A 19,633-nucleotide genomic window follows, 5' to 3' on the forward strand; every position below is an offset into this window, starting at 1 on the left:
GACTTATACCGCACAGTATAAGGCAGACAAGAACAACGACGGTGTTGCGGACGAAGAACAGTATGTCGATGTCACATTCCAGATTGCGGAAGAAGACAGTGGCAAGGGTACGATCGACGGCGAAGCCAGCCTGACCAACCTTGTACCAGGACTGGAAATGAGCGTTCCAAGTGTTGTCGATACCGAAGGAGATGACTGGGCCTTTGACGGATGGACACCAGCATTGACGACCGATGAAGAGGGCAACGTGGTTGTTCCGGCGGACGATGAAACGTATACAGCAACATGGAAAGAAGACAAGAACCATGACAATAAACCGGACGAAGATGAAACGAAATACACGATCAGCTATGAAGCCGGAACCGACGAAGAAGTTGGCAATATGCCAGCAGCGCAACCGAATGTATTGAAGAATACCACACAGACGGTTAGCACACAGGTTCCAACAAGAAGCGGCTATGTATTCAGCGGATGGACGACAGAGGATGTAGACGTCAACGAAGATGGTCAATTCATGATGCCGGCGCAGGATGTCACATTCACAGCGACATGGCGAGTAGACAGCAACGGCGATGGAATTGCAGACGATGATCAAGATTTAACTAAACCAGAAGATTCAGATTCTAATGAAGATTCTGAAAGTACAGATGGTGAAGATACCGCAACAGCTACAAACGTAGGTATCTTCGCATCACTGGCTACCAGTGCTTTAGCTGGACTGGGAATCTTAGCTGCATTAAAGAAAAGAAGAAAAAACTAATTACTTCTTTGAACAAGGATGAGAGCTAAATGCTTTCATCCTTTTCTTATGGTCAAAAATTTAATCACAACAAATATATAACTATAAATTGACAATGTTTAAAGGGAGGGAATACCTTTGTATATAAAGAAGAGAATGCTGTATGATTCAATCTTGTATTAGAGTTAAAGAAATTTTGACTTGTTTTTATCAACATCGAAAACCAAATTATAAGTTTTTATCATCTTCTCATTCTTATTTTGAATTTACCTATGTAGATAGCGGACAACTATATACGGTTGTCTATAATAAAGAATATATTTTACATTCTTCACAATGTATGGTGTATTATCCTAATCAAAAACATAGTCAGTACACTGATGCATTTTCAGGTTGTTCCTGTTTAACGATATTTTTTGAAATGGAAACGAACATTCCGGAGAATCTTAAAAATAAGATTATACTCACTTCTCAACAAATGCGTTTGGAAATGAAACGGTTTATAAAGGAAATCAGTTTGATTCATGGATGAATACAGAAATGTCATTAGTCATCTTTCAAAGGATTTTGATTCAAGCTTTATGGGGACAAAGAAGTTCTAAGAAGGAATCTAGAGGGCTTGTAACAGACGATGAATTGGAACCGATTCTTTTATATATAGAGAATCACATGGATAAGGATATAAGTGTAGAAGAGTTGTGTCGTATTTTTTTCGTATCCAGAAGTTCATTACAAGGTATGTTTCGTAATGCTTTAGATTTGACACCAAAACAGTATATTGCAGATGTCAAGATGAAAAGGGCAAAACTTTTGTTGCAGGAGCATGGATATACAATTTCTGAAATCGCATATCAACTGGGATATCATTCGTTGTATTACTTTTCACGAAAGTTTAAAAACTATTTTGGTATGAGTCCGAGTGAATATATAAAGTCTTTATTATAAAAATCTGGAGTGAATTCGTTTAGAACCCATGAAAAAAGAACAGGACGATCCCTTCAGAGGTATACCTGTTCTTTATTGTATGTAATTATAGTTTGTTGACAAATAAAGCTCGTATTGCGTTTAATACGGCAATAACCATAACACCGACATCGGCAAAGATTGCAATCCACATATTCGTTAAACCTAACGCCCCTAATAGTAAGCAGATTAGTTTTACACCGATGGCAAATACAATGTTTTCATAAACGATGCGAAGACATTTTTTTGATATTTTGATAGCCTTTGGAATTTGCATAGGATCATCATCCATTAAGACGATATCCGCTGCTTCGATGGCCGCATCACTTCCCATGGCACCCATGGCAATTCCAATGTCGGCTCTTGATAGAACGGGAGCATCATTAATGCCATCCCCAACAAAGGCCAGTTTTGCGTGCTCTGGTTTGGACGATAAAAGCTCTTCTACTTTTTCTACTTTATCACCTGGTAAAAGGTTACTGTAAACGGCATCTAATCCTAATTTTTGACCAATTGAATCGGCCACTTTTTTAATATCGCCGGTCAACATGACTAACTTTTCGATTCCACAGCTTTTTAAAGCCTGCATTGCCTTTAAAGAAGTTGGTTTTAACATATCAGAAATGACAATGTGTCCTGCGTATTGACCGTTGATGGCCATATGAAGGATCGTTCCGGTATGATGACATTCTTTATAAGGAATGTGGTATTTTTCCATAAGTCTTGTATTTCCAATCAAGACATCTTGTCCATCGACTTTGGCAACAATACCATGACCGCTGATTTCCTGAATATCTTTTACGCGGGAGCGGTCAATTTCATGGTGATAGGCGCGCTGTAGGCTTTTACTGATAGGATGCGAAGAGGCACTCTCTGCCAAAGCTGCAATCTCAATCAGCTTATCATTTTCAATTTGATTATGATGAATACCGCTGACTTCAAAAACGCCCTGTGTTAATGTACCGGTCTTGTCAAAGACAACGATTTTAGTTTTTGATAATGTTTCTAAATAATTGGATCCTTTTACCAAAACACCAGCTTTACTGGCACCACCGATACCGGCAAAGAAACTTAAAGGAATGCTGATGACAAGGGCACATGGGCAGCTGATTACAAGAAAGGTCAATGCACGATACATCCATACATGCCATTCTGGATCTAAATTCATGCCTAACATACGAACGATGGGTGGTAAGATAGTCAAAGCTAAAGCGCTGTAACAAACGGCTGGTGTATAAATACGGGCAAAACGGGAAATAAATGCTTCCGATCTAGACTTTCTGGAACTGGCATTTTCTACAAGGTCCAAAATTTTGGAAGCTGTGGATTCATCAAATTCTTTTGTCGTCTTAATTTTTAGAACACCACTCATGTTGATACATCCACTGATGATCGCATCTCCGGCTTTGATATCGCGAGGCAGACTTTCCCCTGTTAAAGCGCTGGTATTTAAGCTGGAGTTTCCTTCTAGGACAATGCCATCGATCGGAACTTTTTCTCCCGGCTGTACAACGATCACACTGCCGATTTCTACCTCATCCGGATCCACCTTTTCCAATGTCCCGTTATTTTCTATATTGGCATAATCCGGACGAATATCCATTAAATCACTGATGTTTCTGCGACTTTTACCAACCGCATAACTTTGGAACAATTCACCGATCTGATAAAACAACATAACCGCAATTGCTTCGGTATAATCCCCGTTATCATAAATGGCAAGCGCTATGGCTCCCAAAGTCGCGACAGCCATCAAGAAGCATTCATCAAAAACCTGATGGTTTAAAATTCCTTTTCCAGCTTTGATCAAAATATCATAACCAACGATCAGATAAGGAATCATGTAGGCGATAAAACGATACCATCCTTCTATTTCTATAAAATGTAATCCGATCATAAAAGCAGCTGCTAATAGAATACGAACCAACATCTTTTTCTGTTTCTTATTCATAAGGAAACCCCCGATCAATATAATGATTGAACAACTATTCAATTGACACTTATACTATACATCATTCTAATAAAGAATCAAGTAAAATCTATTCTTTTTTCATGGAAGTAAAAGAAAACTATTTTTTAACAAAAAGATGAGTTTATACTTGCATAATTTTCTAAATAAGGTAAATTATAGTTATCAATTAAATGATTGCTCAATTAATAAACTAAAGGAGATTTTTATGAAAAAGACGTATAAGATTGATGTAGATTGTGCTAATTGCGCCAATAAGATGGAAGATGCAGCCAAGAAAACAGAAGGTGTTAAGGATGCAGTTGTCAACTTCATGACATTAAAAATGAAAGTAGAATTTGAAGAAAATGCAGATGTTTCCAGCGTTATGGAGCAGGTCTTAAAGAACTGTAAAAAAGTGGAATCGGATTGTGAGATATTTTTCTAGGTAGCATTGATAAGAAGTCATCAGCGATAGAGCGGATGGCTTCTTTTGTATAACTCTTATAGATGAAGAAAAGTATTCTTTCGAACGTTAAAGAAACAACATTTCTTTATTTTTATGGATCTTTTTTTCTTGGCATAATACTAATGAATAGAAACGATTATGGCAGCCATAATGATGGAGGAATATAAGAATAATGTACTATAGCTATTTTAAGTTAGTCTAATTTGATCCTATAAAGAGTTTATGAATATTAAGTACAAAAAAATGAAAGAAGCTATAACACTGGAAACCAATCAATTGTTATAGCTTCTTTGATGGAATCAATATCCCAGTTCTTCGCCTACAAGAATTACAGAAATTCTGCCAGCCTGCCCACTTCTTCTGGTCACCAAAACTTGATTACAGATGCAGTCAAGAGCCAGGCAATCCATGCATCGACCAACTTTGGCACAAGGTGTATCTTTATGAAGTCTTGTGGTATTTGGTGGTGTAGCCATATTCCGAACACGCTTGATGCCACTTTCAACATCTGGTACCACCTTATTCATACCGGCAATGATCAATACATGCTCCGGTCCATAACATAGATAACAAATGCGGTTTGCCCGACCATCGATATTGATCAATTCTCCATCTAAAGTAATCGCATTGGTGCTCATTAAAAAGTAATCAGCCAGAAATATCTTAGAAGCCTGTTCTTTTGGATCGCCCTGTGTTCGATCGATGGCGTTATAATCGCCCTGTTTGATCACATCCAAAAGTCCGATTTCATCCAAAGTCATGGAGCCACCCCAGCCAACAGAACTTTTAGCCGGCATCAGTTGTAATGCTTTTTGTAAAGCTTCTTCTTTTGTGGCGCAATAGTAGCCCTGCATATTACGCTTATTTAGATTTTTGATAATGGTTTGGGCCGTATTTTGAAAAGATAGTTGTTTAGGATTCATGATCGCACCTCCCTGTATTGTTATTATAGCGCATCATATCACTTGATATATACCCTATATAGGTATATAATTCTAACGAAAGGTGATGAATATGACAGAAAATACAGAACATAAAAAACATACACCGCGTCCGCAGACGGAGGTAAAAATGTTAAAAAATCGTCTGCATCGTATGATGGGGCAACTGACAGGTATTGAAAAAATGTTAGATGAAGGACGCTACTGTGGCGATATTTTGATTCAGGTTTCGGCATTGGAGAGTGCCTTACAGTCTTTAGGCTATTTGATCCTTCATGATCATCTGGAAACTTGTGTGCGGGAAAAGGCAAAAGAAGAAGATCCGGAGGTCATGGAAGAAGTCATGATGTTAGTTAAAAAATTGAAATAGAGGGATGTCGATGAAAAAACAGTTTGATGTGACAGGAATGACATGTTCAGCTTGCCAGGCCAATGTCACAAAGGCCGTTTCCAAGCTGGATGGTGTAGAAAATGTAGATGTTTCTTTATTATCAAATTCGATGCGAGTGGAATATGATGAAGCCAAGACCAGCGTGGCATCGATTTGTGATGCGGTAGAGCATGCCGGATATGTGGCAAGAGAAAAAGGAACAAAGAAAGAAGATGCTTCATTTCAGGAAGAATGGGATCAAAAAAGAGCAGATGCGAAAAAAGAACAAGATGCTTCGTTTCATCGACTTTTGGTTTCAATTCTTTTATTGATCCCCTTGATGTTGATTGCGATGGGACCAATGTTGGGACTGCCTATTTTGGCCGGTGAAGAAAATGCGATGATCTCCGGCTTGAGTCAGGTGTTGATTTCCATGTTGATCTTATGCATTCAAAGACATTTCTTCATTCATGGTTTTAAGTCTTTGTTTCATAAGGCACCGAATATGGACAGCTTGGTCGCCATTGGTTCCGGGGCCAGCTTTGTGTATGGATTATACGCTTTATATCGTATGGCTTATGGATTTGGACATAGTGATATGATGATGGTACATCACTCCATGCATGCGTTATATTTTGAGTCGGCTGCCATGATCGTTACATTAGTAAGTGTAGGAAAATATTTGGAATCTCGATCAAAGCGAAAAACGGGCGATGCGTTGGATAAGTTGATGGATCTAAGTCCAAAAAATGCATGTGTGATTCGCAATGGCAAAGAAAAGATGATCTTAGCCAGTGAACTGATGCCACATGATCATGTTGTCATTCGTCCGGGAGATCGAGTTCCGGCAGATGGTACGATTCTTTCCGGTAATGGAGTCTTGGATCAAAGTGCTATCACCGGAGAAAGTGTACCGGTGGATAAAGAAGTTGGAGATACAGTTATATCAGCCACTTTGAATCAGAATGGTTCTTTTATCTTTGAAGCAACTAAGGTCGGACAAGATACGACATTGGCACAAATCATTAAGCTGGTGGATGAAGCCGGAAATTCCAAAGCACCGATTGCTCGTGTGGCGGATAAAGTCAGCGGTATCTTTGTTCCCATCGTGATTGGTATTGCGATCGTCACAGGAATCGTATGGATTCTTGTGGGCCAAACTTTTGAGTTTGCCTTATCGAATGCGGTAGCTGTCCTAGTAATCAGTTGTCCATGTGCTCTGGGGTTGGCAACACCGGTTGCCATTATGGTTTCGACCGGGAAAGCGGCAGAGTATGGTATTTTGATCAAAAATGCAGCAGCTTTGGAAAATATGGCTTATATGGATACGATCGTATTAGATAAGACCGGGACGATTACCAGCGGAAAGCCTAGTGTGCAACAAGTTGTGACCGATTTGGATCAAAGGCAGTTTCTAGCTTTAGCAGCCAGTTTGGAAGTAGGCAGCGGACATCCTTTGGCCAAAGCTGTAGTCGATCATGCACAAGAAAATAAAGTTGATTTACTGCCGGTTGATCAGTTTGAATCGATCAGTGGCAAAGGAATCAAAGGTGTGGTACAGGGGAAACACCTATTGGCCGGCAACTATAAATTCTGTAAGGAACAAGGTGTTGTGTTTACAGATGAAATCGTACATGCGATTGAAGAAGCCGCCGGTAAGGGCTGGACACCACTGATCTTTGTACAGGAACAAAAGGTGATCGGTTGGATCAATGTAGCCGATACGATCAAGGAAACAAGTAAGGCCGCCATTCAAGCATTCAAAGAAAAAGGAATGCATGTGGTGATGTTGACGGGTGATAATCAGAAAACAGCTCAGACAATTGCCAAAGAGCTGTTGGTGGATGAAGTAATTAGTGATGTGTTGCCAACCGATAAGGAAAATGTCATTCGCACTCTGCAAGGACAGGGGCGCAAGGTCATCATGGTTGGTGATGGTATTAACGATGCACCGGCATTGATGCGGGCAGATATCGGTATTGCGATTGGTAATGGTACGGATATTGCGATTGACAGTGCCGATGTTGTATTGATGAAAAGCTCTTTACTGGATGTCAATACAGCCATCGATTTAAGCAGAAAAACGATTCGAAATATTCATATGAATCTGTTCTGGGCATTTTTCTATAATGCGTTAGGAATCCCATTGGCTGCCGGTATTTACTATCCGTTCTTTGGATGGCTTTTATCGCCGATGATCGGAAGTGCGGCCATGTCGCTCAGCTCTGTTTGTGTATGTACCAATGCCTTACGTTTACGTTGGTTTAAACCAGAAATTGTAATGGAAATTCAAGAAACAAAACAACAAGAAAAGAAAGTAGAGGAAGAAAAAATGACAAAAACAATGAAAATTGAAGGAATGATGTGCCAACATTGTGTGGCTCATGTAAAAAAAGCTTTGGAGGATGTAACCGGTGTTATCAAAGCGGATGTAGATTTGGAGAGTGGATCGGCTAAGATCGAAATGGAAGCCGATGTAAAAGAGGATATTCTGAAAAAAGCGGTTGAAGATGCAGGATATACACCTGTATCAGTAGAGTAAGAATGATAAAGAGAATCTTCTTGATTTATTCGAGCAAGATTCTTTTTTTGTGAGAAATTTGACGTCTCAAAAGCAGATTACACAATCGATTCTTTATCGGAAATCATGAGTTTTATCTAGTGCATACATATAAGAACAGGCGAGTACAAGCTCATTTTTTGTCATTCTTGGATTCATTTATTTACAAATTTATAAATATGTAAATAAATAAACTATATTTATATTATGTAAATATACATAGCTGTATAAAAGTTAGAAAAACCTATTTTTCTTACCCCAAAACAGCTTAAAATGTGTTAGAATTGACGTATTGAAAGGGGTTACAGAATATGGACAGAAAGGCAGGCCTTCTATGTCCGTTGTTTTCTGTGCCGGGAAATCAGGGCATTGGAGACTTTGGGGCAAAGACATTAAAAATGATCGATTGTATCGTGGAAGCTGGATATAAAGTATGGCAGATGTTGCCGTTACAGGTGACAGGATTTACGCATTCACCATATCAGACACTTTCCAGTTTTGCCGGCGATCCTATCTATATCAACATTGACCGTTTGAGCGAGTGGGGACTTTTGACCCAAAGCTCGGTGATCAATTGTAATAAGTTTAAAAATTTTGTGGATTATCCACAAGTAAAGGAATTTAAAGAAAAATATTTTGAACGTGCCTACAAAGCCTTTAAGAAAAATATAGATTTGTTTCAAAGTGAATATGATTTGTTCTTGAAAGAAGCCTTTTGGCTGGATGATTGGGTAACTTACCAATTATTTCATGAACTTCATGAGGGAGCTTCCTGGAATGAATGGGATGAAGAATACCGCAATTTCTCAGAGGAACATGATATTGATCTGGAAGATTATCAAGACCAGATGGACTATTATCGCTTTTTACAGTTTGTCTTTTATAAACAATTTCAGGAAGTTGTTGACTATGCCCATCAAAAAGGATTAGAGATCATGGGAGATATTCCTTTTTATGTCGATTATGACAGTGCCGATGTATGGGGCAATAAGGAGTATTTTTTGTTGGATGAAGATGGCAAGCCAGAATTTGTGGCAGGCTGTCCACCGGATTATTTCAGTGAAACAGGGCAGCGATGGGGTATGCCAATCTATGATTTTGAGGCACAGGAAAAAGATGGTTTTAAATTCTGGTGTGACAGAGTTTGCTGGACCGCTCGATACTTTGACAAAGTACGAATTGATCATTTCCGCGCTTTTGATACATACTGGAAGATCCCGGCTTCTTGTCCGACGGCAATTGAAGGAGAATGGGTGCTGGGACCGGCCCAAAAGCTTTTGGATGCGATCAAAAAGGCACGTCCAAATGTAGAATTGATTGCCGAGGATCTGGGCATTATTCGAAAAGAAGTGACCGAACTGGCTGAAGCCAATCATATTCCGGGCATGGAAGTTTTGTTGTTTAAAATGGAATCCAAGCTATTAAGAAAACCATTGCCAAAGCACAAGGTCGTTTATACCGGAACGCATGATAATGGAACGATCATGGAAGAATATGGAAAATATGATTCGAATCGCCGCATCAGTTTACGCCGTTTCTTTAAAAAAAGAGGCTATACGGAACGGGCGTTCTATGATATTGTTTGTCATTATGCGCTGGATACAAAAGCAGATCTTGCGATCTTACCGATTTGGGATATTTGCGGCTATAAAGAAGAAGCTAGAATCAACCTTCCGGGAACGGTCAGTGATCATAATTGGACATGGAAACTAAAAGATTTTAAGACATTTCCACAGGAGCTTTTAAAAACAAAGCCATGGATCATCGATGCAGGTCGTTAGATCTGTGTCTTTTTTATGAAAGGATGTTCGTATGTTACAAATTAAAAATGCACATGTATATGCACCACAAGATAAAGGCATTCAGGATGTATGGATCGCCGGTGGAAAAATTGAAGCGGTAAGTAAGACTTTACCAATCATAAATGGTATAGATTGTATCGATGCGACCGGTAAAATACTAACGCCCGGACTGATCGATCGTCATCTACATATCACCGGAGGCGGTGGTGAAGGTGGCTTTTGTACACAGGCACCGGCAGTGACGGCATCCCGTTTGATTTACGGTGGATTAACGACAGTCGTTGGCCTTTTAGGAACCGATGGGATCACACGAAGTGTCGAGAATCTAGTTGCCAAGGCAAAGGCCTTAAAAGAACAGGGGATATCTGTCTATTGTATGACAGGTGCTTACGGGTATCCCAGTACTACGATTACAGATTCGGTTCAAAAAGATATTGTATTTATTGAAGAAATCATCGGCTGCAAACTGGCCTTATCCGATCATCGATCCAGTCATGTTACATCAGAAGAATTGATGCATCTGGCAAGTGATGTTCGCGTGGCGGGCATGTTGTCAAAAAAAGCCGGGATTTTGACACTGCATTTAGGCGATGAGAAACAAGGCTTACAAATGGTAATGGATATTCTGGATCAAACAGATATTCCTATTAAGACATTTCAGCCGACGCATGTCAATCGTAATCCCGCCTTACTACAACAAGCCATCAGTTTTGCGAAAAGAGGGGGAACGATCGATATCACTTGCGATTCTACAGAAGGTGTATATCAGGCATTGATGAAAATTAAGGAAGAAGGTGTCTGTATGGATCAGGTGACTTTGAGTTCTGATGGCCAGGGCAGCTGGTCAAAATATGATGCCCGGGGAAATCTTTTACAAATCGGCGTATCGGATGTCGATACGATATATAAACAGATCGTCTATCTGGTTAAACAGAAAAACTGGTCCATGGAGGATGCCTTGGCGTTAGGATGTCGTAATGTTGCCAAAGCATTAGAGCTTTATCCAAAAAAAGGCGTGATTCAAAAGGGCAGTGATGCCGATCTTCTGTTGTGGGATAAAGATTTAAACTTAGATACAGTAATTGCACAGGGCAATATTTTGATGAAAAATGGAAAATTATTGACCAAAGAGATGTTTTAGATCAATTGTTAGAGAAAACTAATCTTTTTGTTGTTCAAACAACGTGATTTATAATCGAGTTCTCCTATAATATGAATAAGAATACAAGGAGAATATTTATGGACAAGAAAATTGATTTACAGAAAAGTGTATTTGAAATCTGTACGCAGTATCCGGAAGTGATTGATATTTTATATCAACTGGGATTTACCGAAATTACGAAACAAACAGCCATGCAGACGGCAGGATGTGTCATGACACTTTTAAATGGCGCCAAAATCAAAGGGATTGATTTAAAGTTGATTGTCGAAGCTTTACAGAAAGCCGGTTTTGAAGTAGAAGGTTATGTGGATCGTCAGGCTTTATTAAAAAGTTATATCCAACGATTGAATGAAGGAGAAGACTTAGAAAGTGTACGTGCTGACTTTGTGCACAACTTTAAAGAAGTGGATGCTTCTGAAATCATGCAGGCCGAGCAGGAAATGATCATGTCCGGTGTGCCTTACTGGGAAGTGCAGCAGCTTTGTGATGTACATTCCGCTCTGTTTCACGGAGCGACAAGACAGGAAAAAATCGATCAGGCCGAACAAGCGGTAGAGGATTCGTTACATCACCAAAAGGCGGATACACTGATTGCCATTCCCGGTCATCCTCTCTCTACGTTTGCCTTAGAAAATGTCTATATTGACAAGCTTTTAGAAAAGGCACAGGAACAGATAGAAAATGCCAAAGAAACCCTGGAGTTGTTGAACCAGCTTCGAGATATCTCCATTCACTATGCGAAAAAGGGAGATCTTTTATATCCATTATTAAAGGTGCGTTATGGTATATCAGGTCCATCAGATGTCATGTGGGGTGTGGATGATGAAATTCGTGATCAGCTTCGCCGTTTAGCTAAAAATCCAACGATGGATGCGGATTGGAAAGAAACGTATCTAAACACCATTCAAAGAGCGCAGGAGATGATCTATAAAGAAAACAATATTTTATTTCCTTTATGTGCCGAAAACTTCACAAAAGATGAATGGGAGCAGATTTATAAAGATTCATTAGGCTATGAACCATGTCTTATGGATACGATCCCGGTTTGGGAAGAAGCTCGAACAAAACAGGGGGAAATGAAGTTGCAGGATCAGGAAATCATCTTACCGAGTGGGCATATGAATCCAAAACAACTGCAGGCGTTATTGAATACGATCCCTATGGAAATTTCCTTTGTCGATGAACAAAATATCAATCGGTATTTTAATGAAGGTTATAAATTGTTTAAACGACCGAATATGGCAATCGATCGAGAAGTTTTTTCTTGCCACCCGCCTAAAATTGAACCGATGGTTCGTAAGATCATCGATGATTTCAGAAATGGAAGAAAAGATTCGGTCGATGTATGGATGGAAAAGATGGGCAAAACGTTACTGGTACGATATATGGCCATTCGTGATGCGAACGGAGACTATGTTGGAACCGGAGAATTTGTACAGGAAATGGATTTTGCCAAAGAACATTTTTTAAAACAGACGAAGTAAAAGAAAAATCTGGTGTCATGCCAGATTTTTTTCATCCCAGGAAGTTAAGATAAATTCATTTTTATGATATTGAAGCAGTCCGTCTTTTTGCATCTTGGAGAGTTCATTGGATAAAGCGCTGCGATCCACACCCAGATAGTCAGCTAACTGCTGGCGGGAAAAAGGAATATAAAATCGATTGGTTCCATGCTGCAGAGCTTGTTCAGATAAATAAGATACCAGTCTTCCACGAATCGATTTGGGTGCTGTATGCAACATTCGTTTGGATAAATTCAAATTTTTTTGCGCAGAGATGCGAATCAAATTGTGGATAGCCCGCTGATGGTAAGGACAGGCGTGTTGACAAGTCGTCATAAGTTTGTATGTATCGACAAATAAGATATGACTGTCTTGATCAGCTATGACATTAACCAATAATTCTTCCTTACCCATGGCACTATAGGTTTCCGCAAAGATTTGACCAGGTGCTATATGACTAAAGATTGTACTGTTGCCCCAGTAATCATAGACAACGATATTGACGCCACCGCTTAAAACCAGTCCTAAATCTTTAACTGTTTGTCCGGCCTGATAGATGGTTTGCCCTTTTTTATATTCTTTTTCATGGGCCCCTAAACATTTCAACATGGCTTCGATCTCATGCTCCCGGATTCCTTGAAATAATAGCGTTTTGGATAAGAAAGCTGTATTCATAAAAATCATCCTTTTTGTTGTTAAAACAACATATTATTTTGTTTTATTGTAGTACTCTGTTTTCAGTAAGACAAGGAGGATGCCTATGGAAAGTCTTTTAAAGAATATTGAAAAATCACAGGTGCTTCGTTTGAAAGAAGAATTAGCCTACCAACAAGGCCAAATCATTTCGAAAACATTGGTGCAGAATGATGCGATAAGTATCACACTGTTTTCTTTTTCTAAAGGAGAAGAGATCAGTACTCATGAATCGAAGGGCGATGCGTTTGTAACCGGTTTAGATGGTGTCGGTCTTATCACAATCGATGGAAAAGACTATGAATTGAAGGAAGGCGAATCCATCGTCATGCCGGCTTGTCATCCTCATGCGGTGCTTGCCAAAGAGAACTTCAAGATGATGTTAGTGGTTGTATTTTAGAAAAGAGGAATAAAAATGGAAAATCAAATGTTTTGTTTTCAATGTGAACAGACAGCCGGATGTACCGGTTGTATGGCACAAGCCGGTGTTTGCGGAAAACCCGCAGCCGTTGCCCGTCTGCAAGATCAACTGACTGGAGCCCTGATCAGTTTTGCCGATGCCCTAAAAGGCAAAGAGAATGTAGAAGATACGGTTAGAAAATTGTTTGTCGATTGTTTATTCACAACTGTCACCAATGTCAACTTTAATGAAGAGACAGTGCAGGCTTTGATCGATCAGGTGCACGCCCAGGAACAGGCAACTTTATCAGAGGTTCCTGTGGATTATGATATGAATCAAATCTGGAATGATAATGAAGATGTTCGTTCTTTAAAATCGTTGATCTTATTTGGACTTCGAGGCATGGCAGCCTATGCCTATCATGCCCGTGTGTTAGGGTATACCGATTCCGGTGTGGATATGTATTTTATTGAAGGCCTTCGCGCCATCAAAGAAAATAACAGTATGGAATCCTTATTGCCATATGTGATGAAAGTAGGCGAACACAACTATACGTGCATGGCTTTGTTGGATCAGGCCAATACCGAAACCTACGGAACACCGGAGCCGACCGTAGTACCATTGATGGTTGAAAAAGGACCGTTTATCGTAGTATCCGGACACGATCTATATGATTTAAAACAACTTTTGGAACAGACAAAAGATAAAGGGATCAATATTTATACACATGGAGAAATGCTTCCGGCGCATGGTTATCCTGAATTAAAGAAATATCCGCATTTAAAAGGAAATTTCGGAACCGCCTGGCAGAATCAACAGAAAGAATTTATGGACATTCCGGCACCGGTATTGTTCACCACAAACTGTCTGATGCCGCCACGTGCCAACTATAAAGACCGTATTTTTACCACAGAGCTTGTTTCATTCCCGGAATTAGTGCATATTGGAGAAGATAAAGACTTTACACCGGTGATCGAAAAAGCTTTGGAATTAGGCGGTTATGAAAAAGATACACAATTTACCGGTATCAATGGCGGTACGACAGTCACCACAGGATTTGGCCATGGAACGGTATTAGGTGTGGCCGATCAAGTTGTACAGGCGGTTAAAGAAGGAAAAATTTCTCGTTTCTTCTTAGTTGGTGGTTGTGATGGTGCAAAACCGGGAAGAAATTACTATACACAGATCGTAGAACAGGCACCTAAAGACAGTGTGATCCTTACATTGGCTTGCGGTAAATATCGTTTTAACGATTTAGACTTAGGAACCGTTGCCGGATTGCCAAGATTGATGGATATGGGACAATGTAACGACTCTTACAGCGCCGTACAAGTGGCCCTGGCTTTGGCCAAAGCCTTTAACTGCAGTGTTAATGAATTGCCGCTTTCCATTATCTTATCGTGGTATGAACAAAAAGCAGTTTGCGTATTGTTGACCCTTCTTTATCTGGGTATCGAAAATATCAAGCTGGGACCAACCTTACCGGCCTTTGTATCACCGAATGTATTAAACTATCTGGTAGAAAACTATCATATTGCACCAATTACTACGGTGCAGGATGATCTACAAGGTATCGTGGGATAGAGGAGAACAAGATCTATCTTTTCTTATGAATGATTGAAGAAAGGGTAGATCTTTTTTTATGGAAAGGAATTTTTTGATAACGAGGTGCTTTTTGAAGCACTCGAATTTGATTGTGCTATAATAAAAACACTATGGAACAAGAAGGTTTATTACAGGCAGAAGATATCCGTCCTTTGGCCGATCGAATGCGTCCGGAATCTTTAGAGGAATATGTAGGACAAAAACAACTGGTTGCCAAAGGAAATCTATTATGGAGAATGATCGAAAATGACAAAGTGACTTCTATGATCTTTTGGGGACCGCCCGGTGTAGGAAAGACAACACTGGCCAGAATCATCGCCCATCAGACGAAGAGTTATTTTGTCGATTTCAGTGCGGTCACATCCGGAATCAAAGAAATCAAAGAAGTGATGAAACAGGCTGATTTACGGAAGAATTTAGGCCAGAATACGATTTTGTTCGTAGATGAAATTCATCGCTTCAACAAGGCGCAGCAGGATGCGTTTTTACCGTATGTGGAAAAAGGCAGTATTATCCTTATTGGAGCAACCACGGAAAATCCAAGCTTTGAGGTCAACAGCGCCTTATTGTCAAGGTGTAAGGTCTTTGTGTTGAATTTTTTAGAAAAGGAAGATTTGATCGATCTGGTTCATCGTGCCTTAACTTCCCCGAAAGGGTTGGCAAATTTAGATATCGAGATCGATGATGAGGCAGTTGATGCGATTGCTTCCTTTGCCGGAGGAGATGCCAGAATTTGTTTAAATACGCTGGAAATGGTCGTAAATAACTCACCCAGCGATATTGAGGGCATCCATGTGTCGAAGGAAATTCTTCAACAGTGCCTGCAAAGAAAAACATTATTATATGATAAACATGGGGAAGAGCATTATAATGTGATTTCCGCTCTTCATAAAAGTGTGCGCAACAGCGATGTGGATGCGGCTTTGTACTGGCTGGCGCGTATGTTGGAAGCCGGGGAAGATCCGCTTTATGTCGCAAGGCGTCTGGTGCGTATGGCCAGTGAAGATATCGGTATGGCTGATTCCAGGGCTTTGGAGATTACTGTAGCGGCGTATCATGCGGCACATTTTTTGGGAATGCCGGAATGCAATGTGCATTTAGCGCATGCGGTCGTGTATTTAGCTTTAGCACCGAAGTCCAATGCTTTGGAGGTAGCCTACAACACCGTTAAAGTGGATGCGATCAAAACCTTAGATCAGCCGGTTCCTTTACACATTCGCAATGCGCCAACTCGACTCATGAAAGATTTGGGCTATAGTGATGGCTATGAATACAGTCATGATTATGCGTTTCATATGACAGATATGACCTGTCTTCCGGATGCCTTGATCGGTAAGGAATACTATCATCCCAGTAATCAGGGCTCTGAGGTCAAAGTGCAGAAACGATTGGCCCAAATCAAGGCCATTAAAGCCAATTATCATAAAATCAGACAACAGAAAGGAACAAAAAAATGAGAATAGAAATTCATTCGATAGAAGAAACACAAGCTTTGGCGCAAGCTATCGCCAGGCTGTGTCAGAATAAACATGTGGTGATCACGCTGGATGGTGATCTGGGAGCCGGTAAAACAACCTGGACCAAGGCCTTTGGAAAAGCGTTAGGGGTGACAAGTACAATCAATTCCCCTACGTTTACGATCTTAAAATCTTATACACAGGGCAATGGGCAGCCTTTACATCATATTGATGCCTATCGTCTGGAAGGAGCCAGTCAGGATCTTGGATTTGAAGATTGTTTTGATGAAGGAATTACCGTCGTCGAATGGTCACAGTTTATTCAAGACCAGTTGCCGGAAGACAGACTTTCTCTTTCTTTTGAAGAAGGAATCGATGAAAACAGAGTGATCACTATGGAAGCCAAGGGAGATGTTTCCAAGTCGATCCTGGAGGGATATCATGATTAGTTTATGTATGGACAGTGCGTATAAGCAGCTGGTTTTAGGGCTTTATAAAGACAAAGAGCTGTTGGCCGGTATTAGCTTAGAAGCCTTTAAGAAACAAAGTGAAACGATTTTTGTGGAGCTGAATCGGCTTTTAAAGGAAACAAATTTAGACTATAAAGATATTGATCGTGTCATCATTACAAAAGGACCGGGTTCTTATACCGGCATTCGTATTGCGATGACCATTGCCAAAGTGCTGTGTTCACAGATGCACAAAGAATTATATACGGTCTCAACGATGCAGTTGTATGCCGGTATCGAAAAACAGGCCAATGTGATTTTGGATGCCCGCAGTCAAAGAGCCTATGTGGCACACGTGGAAGATGGACAAATTCAGGGAAATACACAGATCCTGACACTGGATGAAGTCAAAGAATTTATCGAAACAAATACGGGAATCGTATTGGGCGATGCGGATTTGATTGGACAGGATGTACAGAAAGTGGATTTCTTAAAGAATTTCATCGAACTGGAACCCTACTATGAAAAAGTAGAAAACATTCACGCCCTGGTTCCGGACTATTTAAAAGAAAGTGATTCCTACAAAGTATGAATATAACAGAAATGAAGGAATCAGACTTAGATATCGTTGTTGAACTGGAAAAACAATGTTTTAAACAACCTTGGAATAAAGAACAGTGCTTGTATGAGCTTCAGGAAAATCCATTTAGTACCGGTTATCTTTTAAAAGAAGATGATCACATCGTCGGTTATGCCTTTTTATGGATCACATTTGAGATTGCTCAGCTGGCTCGTATCGGTATTGATCCTGCCTGTCGAAAGAAAGGCTATGGGACATATCTTATGGATGCTTTATGTAAGCAGGCAAGAGAAGCGCAAAGCGAGTTTCTTTCATTAGAAGTGCGAGAATCTAACCAGGCGGCTTTAAAGCTGTATGAAAAGCTGGGTTTGATTCCTGTCAATGTATCGAAGAATTATTATCCGGATGGAGAAAATGCCGTAGTGATGTCTATGGCGTTATAGAAAGGAGTTTCTATGATCATTTTAGGAATTGAGAGTAGCTGTGATGAAACGGCAGTGGCTCTTGTCAAAGATAAAAAAGAAGTACTTTCATCGATCGTGGCCAGTCAGATCGATGTACATAAAGAATTTGGTGGTGTCGTTCCGGAAGTTGCCAGTCGTATCCATATTGAAAATATTTCCTATTGTATTGAAGCCGCTTTAAAGGAAGCCGGATGTACGATGGAGGATGTGGATGCCGTTGCGGTGACCAAAGGACCGGGTCTGATTGGTTGTCTTCATGTCGGTGTGCAGGCTGCCAAGACGCTGGCTTTCGCCTATCACAAGCCACTTATACCGGTACATCATTTGGCCGCTCATATCTATGCCAATGAGTTGGTAGTGGATATGAAATATCCCTTATTGGCTCTTGTCGTATCCGGTGGGAATACGGAATTGGTCTATATGAAAGATGAAACCAGCTTTGAAATCTTGGGAGAAACACAGGATGATGCGATTGGCGAAGCGTATGATAAAGTGGCCCGTGTATTAGGCTTAGGCTATCCCGGCGGTCCCAAGATCGATAAAATGGCCAAAGAAGGAAAACCGGTTTATGAGTTGGCAAAGCCGAAAACACAGGGGCGCTACGATTTCAGCTTTTCTGGTTTAAAGAGCAGTGTTCTTCAATTTACCAAACGTATGGAAAGACAGGGAAAGACTTATGATTTGAATGATTTGGCTTGTTCTTTCCAGGAATGTGCATTGGATGAAATCTTTTCCAGGATTCATGCGGCTTTGGATGATCATCCCGAAATTCGTCACTTTGTCGTAGGTGGTGGTGTCAGTGCCAATTCCAGACTTCGTGAGAAGATCGAAGAATTAAAAACGGAATATCCAAATATTACCTTTACCGTGCCACCGATGTATTGTTGTACAGATAATGCCGGAATGATCGGAGTGGCCGGAACGATTGCTTATGTATCCGGACGAAGAGGCGATGAAACTTTGACCGGAGATGCCAGCTGGCCTATTCAATAGTTTTATATTGTCCTTACCCTATGTGGTAAGGCTTTTTTATAAGGTTGTGTGATTTGAATTCTTTTTGATAGAATGTTATATAGGTGATGAATATGGAAGATCAATTAAATAAGGAAATACAAGAAGCGATTCAGGCGGCCAATCATGCTTTGGCATGTTTAAGACAAGCCGATGCCTATCTTCAAAGTGCCAAAAACTGGGGATTGTTTGATATGCTTGGCGGAGGTGCGCTAACGACCTTTTTTAAGCATTCGAAAATGGACGATGCCCGTTATGAAATGGAAAGGGCCAAAAGAGCGCTGCAGAGTTTTCGTAAAGAATTGGCGGATGTCGATCAACGCCTTCATTTAAGTTTGGAGATTGGAGATTTTTTGACCTTTGCCGACTATTTCTTTGATGGACTTATCGCGGATTGGCTGGTACAAAGTAAGATCCAAGATGCGAAAGCGCAAGTAGAAAACGCGATCATTCAAGTACGACAGATTCGTGAAGATCTGTTACGCTATCGATAAAAGAAGAAAAAAGATGCGATCCAA

General features: G+C 40.3%; 20 protein-coding genes. 17 read left to right on the forward strand and 3 right to left on the reverse strand.

The features are described 5' to 3' along the window. From G413_RS11080 to G413_RS0105970, 3 genes are all read left to right on the forward strand, one after another. Nucleotides 1–760, forward strand: a 760-nt coding sequence (locus G413_RS11080; protein WP_037614439.1) for an InlB B-repeat-containing protein, incomplete at its 5' end; no start/stop codon positions are given. Nucleotides 761–902: 142 nt separating this feature from the next. Next, a complete protein-coding gene (locus G413_RS0105965) occupies nucleotides 903–1,271 on the forward strand; it encodes a hypothetical protein (protein WP_022790010.1) in 369 nt (122 codons plus the stop codon). A gap of 8 nt (nucleotides 1,272–1,279) precedes the next feature. Next, entirely contained in the window at nucleotides 1,280–1,684 is a 405-nt protein-coding gene (locus G413_RS0105970; protein WP_162138398.1) for a helix-turn-helix transcriptional regulator, read from the forward strand. Between the two features lie 85 nt (nucleotides 1,685–1,769). Here G413_RS0105970 and G413_RS0105975 read toward each other — a convergent pair whose 3' ends face one another. Continuing rightward, the gene (locus G413_RS0105975; protein WP_022790012.1) at nucleotides 1,770–3,653 is read right to left on the reverse strand and encodes a heavy metal translocating P-type ATPase; all 1,884 of its coding nucleotides are present in this window, start codon (nucleotides 3,651–3,653) and stop codon (nucleotides 1,770–1,772) included. Nucleotides 3,654–3,879: 226 nt separating this feature from the next. Here G413_RS0105975 and G413_RS0105980 point away from each other — a divergent pair, with 226 nt between their 5' ends. Continuing rightward, a complete protein-coding gene (locus G413_RS0105980) occupies nucleotides 3,880–4,098 on the forward strand; it encodes a cation transporter (RefSeq protein ID WP_022790013.1) in 219 nt (72 codons plus the stop codon). A 320-nt stretch (nucleotides 4,099–4,418) separates the two neighbouring features. On the opposite strand, the gene G413_RS0105985 is transcribed toward G413_RS0105980, so the two are convergent. Then, a complete protein-coding gene (locus tag G413_RS0105985; protein WP_022790014.1) occupies nucleotides 4,419–5,042 on the reverse strand; it encodes a lactate utilization protein in 624 nt (207 codons plus the stop codon). A 91-nt stretch (nucleotides 5,043–5,133) separates the two neighbouring features. Between G413_RS0105985 and G413_RS0105990 the strand changes: the two genes are divergently transcribed. The 5 genes from G413_RS0105990 to G413_RS0106010 all read left to right on the forward strand — a co-directional run bounded on the left by G413_RS0105990 (nucleotide 5,134) and on the right by G413_RS0106010 (nucleotide 12,438). Further along, nucleotides 5,134–5,430: a metal-sensing transcriptional repressor gene (locus G413_RS0105990; protein ID WP_022790015.1), complete on the forward strand. Its 297-nt coding sequence runs from the start codon at nucleotides 5,134–5,136 to the stop codon at nucleotides 5,428–5,430. A gap of 4 nt (nucleotides 5,431–5,434) precedes the next feature. Further along, nucleotides 5,435–7,972 (forward strand): heavy metal translocating P-type ATPase, encoded by a 2,538-nt coding sequence (locus G413_RS0105995; RefSeq protein ID WP_340140031.1) that lies wholly within the window; start codon nucleotides 5,435–5,437, stop codon nucleotides 7,970–7,972. Nucleotides 7,973–8,301: 329 nt separating this feature from the next. Beyond that, a complete protein-coding gene (gene malQ / locus G413_RS0106000) occupies nucleotides 8,302–9,771 on the forward strand; it encodes a 4-alpha-glucanotransferase (protein WP_022790017.1) in 1,470 nt (489 codons plus the stop codon). A gap of 31 nt (nucleotides 9,772–9,802) precedes the next feature. Further along, nucleotides 9,803–10,933: a beta-aspartyl-peptidase gene (iadA, locus tag G413_RS0106005; RefSeq protein WP_022790018.1), complete on the forward strand. Its 1,131-nt coding sequence runs from the start codon at nucleotides 9,803–9,805 to the stop codon at nucleotides 10,931–10,933. Nucleotides 10,934–11,031: 98 nt separating this feature from the next. Continuing rightward, complete coding sequence (locus tag G413_RS0106010) at nucleotides 11,032–12,438, forward strand: DUF438 domain-containing protein (RefSeq protein ID WP_022790019.1); 1,407 nt, start codon at nucleotides 11,032–11,034, stop codon at nucleotides 12,436–12,438. A gap of 15 nt (nucleotides 12,439–12,453) precedes the next feature. Here the strand turns inward: G413_RS0106010 and G413_RS0106015 are convergent, their stop codons facing one another. Beyond that, a complete protein-coding gene (locus G413_RS0106015; RefSeq protein WP_022790020.1) occupies nucleotides 12,454–13,131 on the reverse strand; it encodes a Crp/Fnr family transcriptional regulator in 678 nt (225 codons plus the stop codon). 85 nt (nucleotides 13,132–13,216) lie between these two features. On the opposite strand from G413_RS0106015, the gene G413_RS0106020 reads away from it, so the two are divergent. The 8 genes from G413_RS0106020 to G413_RS0106055 all read left to right on the forward strand — a co-directional run bounded on the left by G413_RS0106020 (nucleotide 13,217) and on the right by G413_RS0106055 (nucleotide 19,609). Next, nucleotides 13,217–13,549 (forward strand): cupin domain-containing protein, encoded by a 333-nt coding sequence (locus G413_RS0106020; RefSeq protein ID WP_022790021.1) that lies wholly within the window; start codon nucleotides 13,217–13,219, stop codon nucleotides 13,547–13,549. A gap of 15 nt (nucleotides 13,550–13,564) precedes the next feature. Next, nucleotides 13,565–15,133 (forward strand): hydroxylamine reductase, encoded by a 1,569-nt coding sequence (gene hcp, locus G413_RS0106025; protein WP_022790022.1) that lies wholly within the window; start codon nucleotides 13,565–13,567, stop codon nucleotides 15,131–15,133. Nucleotides 15,134–15,264: 131 nt separating this feature from the next. Next, nucleotides 15,265–16,611, forward strand: coding sequence for a replication-associated recombination protein A (locus G413_RS0106030; protein WP_022790023.1), 1,347 nt, complete (start codon nucleotides 15,265–15,267; stop codon nucleotides 16,609–16,611). After that, nucleotides 16,608–17,060 carry a tRNA (adenosine(37)-N6)-threonylcarbamoyltransferase complex ATPase subunit type 1 TsaE gene (gene tsaE / locus G413_RS0106035; protein WP_022790024.1) on the forward strand — a complete coding sequence of 151 codons (453 nt, stop codon included), beginning with the start codon at nucleotides 16,608–16,610 and terminating at the stop codon, nucleotides 17,058–17,060. Before G413_RS0106030 ends, tsaE begins: the two co-directional genes overlap by 4 nt. Next, on the forward strand, nucleotides 17,053–17,652 hold the full coding sequence (gene tsaB / locus G413_RS0106040) for a tRNA (adenosine(37)-N6)-threonylcarbamoyltransferase complex dimerization subunit type 1 TsaB (RefSeq protein WP_022790025.1): 600 nt from the start codon (nucleotides 17,053–17,055) through the stop codon (nucleotides 17,650–17,652). The genes tsaE and tsaB overlap by 8 nt, the downstream gene beginning before the upstream one ends. Next, nucleotides 17,649–18,083 carry a ribosomal protein S18-alanine N-acetyltransferase gene (gene rimI, locus G413_RS0106045; RefSeq protein ID WP_081637632.1) on the forward strand — a complete coding sequence of 145 codons (435 nt, stop codon included), beginning with the start codon at nucleotides 17,649–17,651 and terminating at the stop codon, nucleotides 18,081–18,083. Before tsaB ends, rimI begins: the two co-directional genes overlap by 4 nt. Before the next feature lie 12 nt (nucleotides 18,084–18,095). Then, the gene (gene tsaD / locus G413_RS0106050) at nucleotides 18,096–19,097 is read left to right on the forward strand and encodes a tRNA (adenosine(37)-N6)-threonylcarbamoyltransferase complex transferase subunit TsaD (protein WP_022790070.1); all 1,002 of its coding nucleotides are present in this window, start codon (nucleotides 18,096–18,098) and stop codon (nucleotides 19,095–19,097) included. Between the two features lie 92 nt (nucleotides 19,098–19,189). Next, nucleotides 19,190–19,609, forward strand: a complete 420-nt coding sequence (locus G413_RS0106055) for a hypothetical protein (protein ID WP_022790026.1) — start codon at nucleotides 19,190–19,192, stop codon at nucleotides 19,607–19,609. The last annotated feature ends 24 nt before the right edge of the window (nucleotides 19,610–19,633 follow it).

This window comes from Faecalicoccus pleomorphus DSM 20574 (genome assembly GCF_000420345.1).
Lineage (GTDB): Bacteria > Bacillota_I > Bacilli_A > Erysipelotrichales > Erysipelotrichaceae > Faecalicoccus > Faecalicoccus pleomorphus.

What these genes read in the sequence shown, in the direction of transcription:
- G413_RS0105965 (WP_022790010.1), top strand. Translation starts at nt 903, where the DNA reads ATGATTCAATCTTGTATTAGAGTTAAAGAAATTTTGACTTGTTTTTAT.
- G413_RS0105970 (WP_162138398.1), top strand. Translation starts at nt 1,280, where the DNA reads ATGTCATTAGTCATCTTTCAAAGGATTTTGATTCAAGCTTTATGGGGA.
- G413_RS0105975 (WP_022790012.1), bottom strand. Translation starts at nt 3,653, where the DNA reads ATGAATAAGAAACAGAAAAAGATGTTGGTTCGTATTCTATTAGCAGCT.
- G413_RS0105980 (WP_022790013.1), top strand. Translation starts at nt 3,880, where the DNA reads ATGAAAAAGACGTATAAGATTGATGTAGATTGTGCTAATTGCGCCAAT.
- G413_RS0105985 (WP_022790014.1), bottom strand. Translation starts at nt 5,042, where the DNA reads ATGAATCCTAAACAACTATCTTTTCAAAATACGGCCCAAACCATTATC.
- G413_RS0105990 (WP_022790015.1), top strand. Translation starts at nt 5,134, where the DNA reads ATGACAGAAAATACAGAACATAAAAAACATACACCGCGTCCGCAGACG.
- G413_RS0105995 (WP_340140031.1), top strand. Translation starts at nt 5,435, where the DNA reads ATGTCGATGAAAAAACAGTTTGATGTGACAGGAATGACATGTTCAGCT.
- malQ (WP_022790017.1), top strand. Translation starts at nt 8,302, where the DNA reads ATGGACAGAAAGGCAGGCCTTCTATGTCCGTTGTTTTCTGTGCCGGGA.
- iadA (WP_022790018.1), top strand. Translation starts at nt 9,803, where the DNA reads ATGTTACAAATTAAAAATGCACATGTATATGCACCACAAGATAAAGGC.
- G413_RS0106010 (WP_022790019.1), top strand. Translation starts at nt 11,032, where the DNA reads ATGGACAAGAAAATTGATTTACAGAAAAGTGTATTTGAAATCTGTACG.
- G413_RS0106015 (WP_022790020.1), bottom strand. Translation starts at nt 13,131, where the DNA reads ATGAATACAGCTTTCTTATCCAAAACGCTATTATTTCAAGGAATCCGG.
- G413_RS0106020 (WP_022790021.1), top strand. Translation starts at nt 13,217, where the DNA reads ATGGAAAGTCTTTTAAAGAATATTGAAAAATCACAGGTGCTTCGTTTG.
- hcp (WP_022790022.1), top strand. Translation starts at nt 13,565, where the DNA reads ATGGAAAATCAAATGTTTTGTTTTCAATGTGAACAGACAGCCGGATGT.
- G413_RS0106030 (WP_022790023.1), top strand. Translation starts at nt 15,265, where the DNA reads ATGGAACAAGAAGGTTTATTACAGGCAGAAGATATCCGTCCTTTGGCC.
- tsaE (WP_022790024.1), top strand. Translation starts at nt 16,608, where the DNA reads ATGAGAATAGAAATTCATTCGATAGAAGAAACACAAGCTTTGGCGCAA.
- tsaB (WP_022790025.1), top strand. Translation starts at nt 17,053, where the DNA reads ATGATTAGTTTATGTATGGACAGTGCGTATAAGCAGCTGGTTTTAGGG.
- rimI (WP_081637632.1), top strand. Translation starts at nt 17,649, where the DNA reads ATGAATATAACAGAAATGAAGGAATCAGACTTAGATATCGTTGTTGAA.
- tsaD (WP_022790070.1), top strand. Translation starts at nt 18,096, where the DNA reads ATGATCATTTTAGGAATTGAGAGTAGCTGTGATGAAACGGCAGTGGCT.
- G413_RS0106055 (WP_022790026.1), top strand. Translation starts at nt 19,190, where the DNA reads ATGGAAGATCAATTAAATAAGGAAATACAAGAAGCGATTCAGGCGGCC.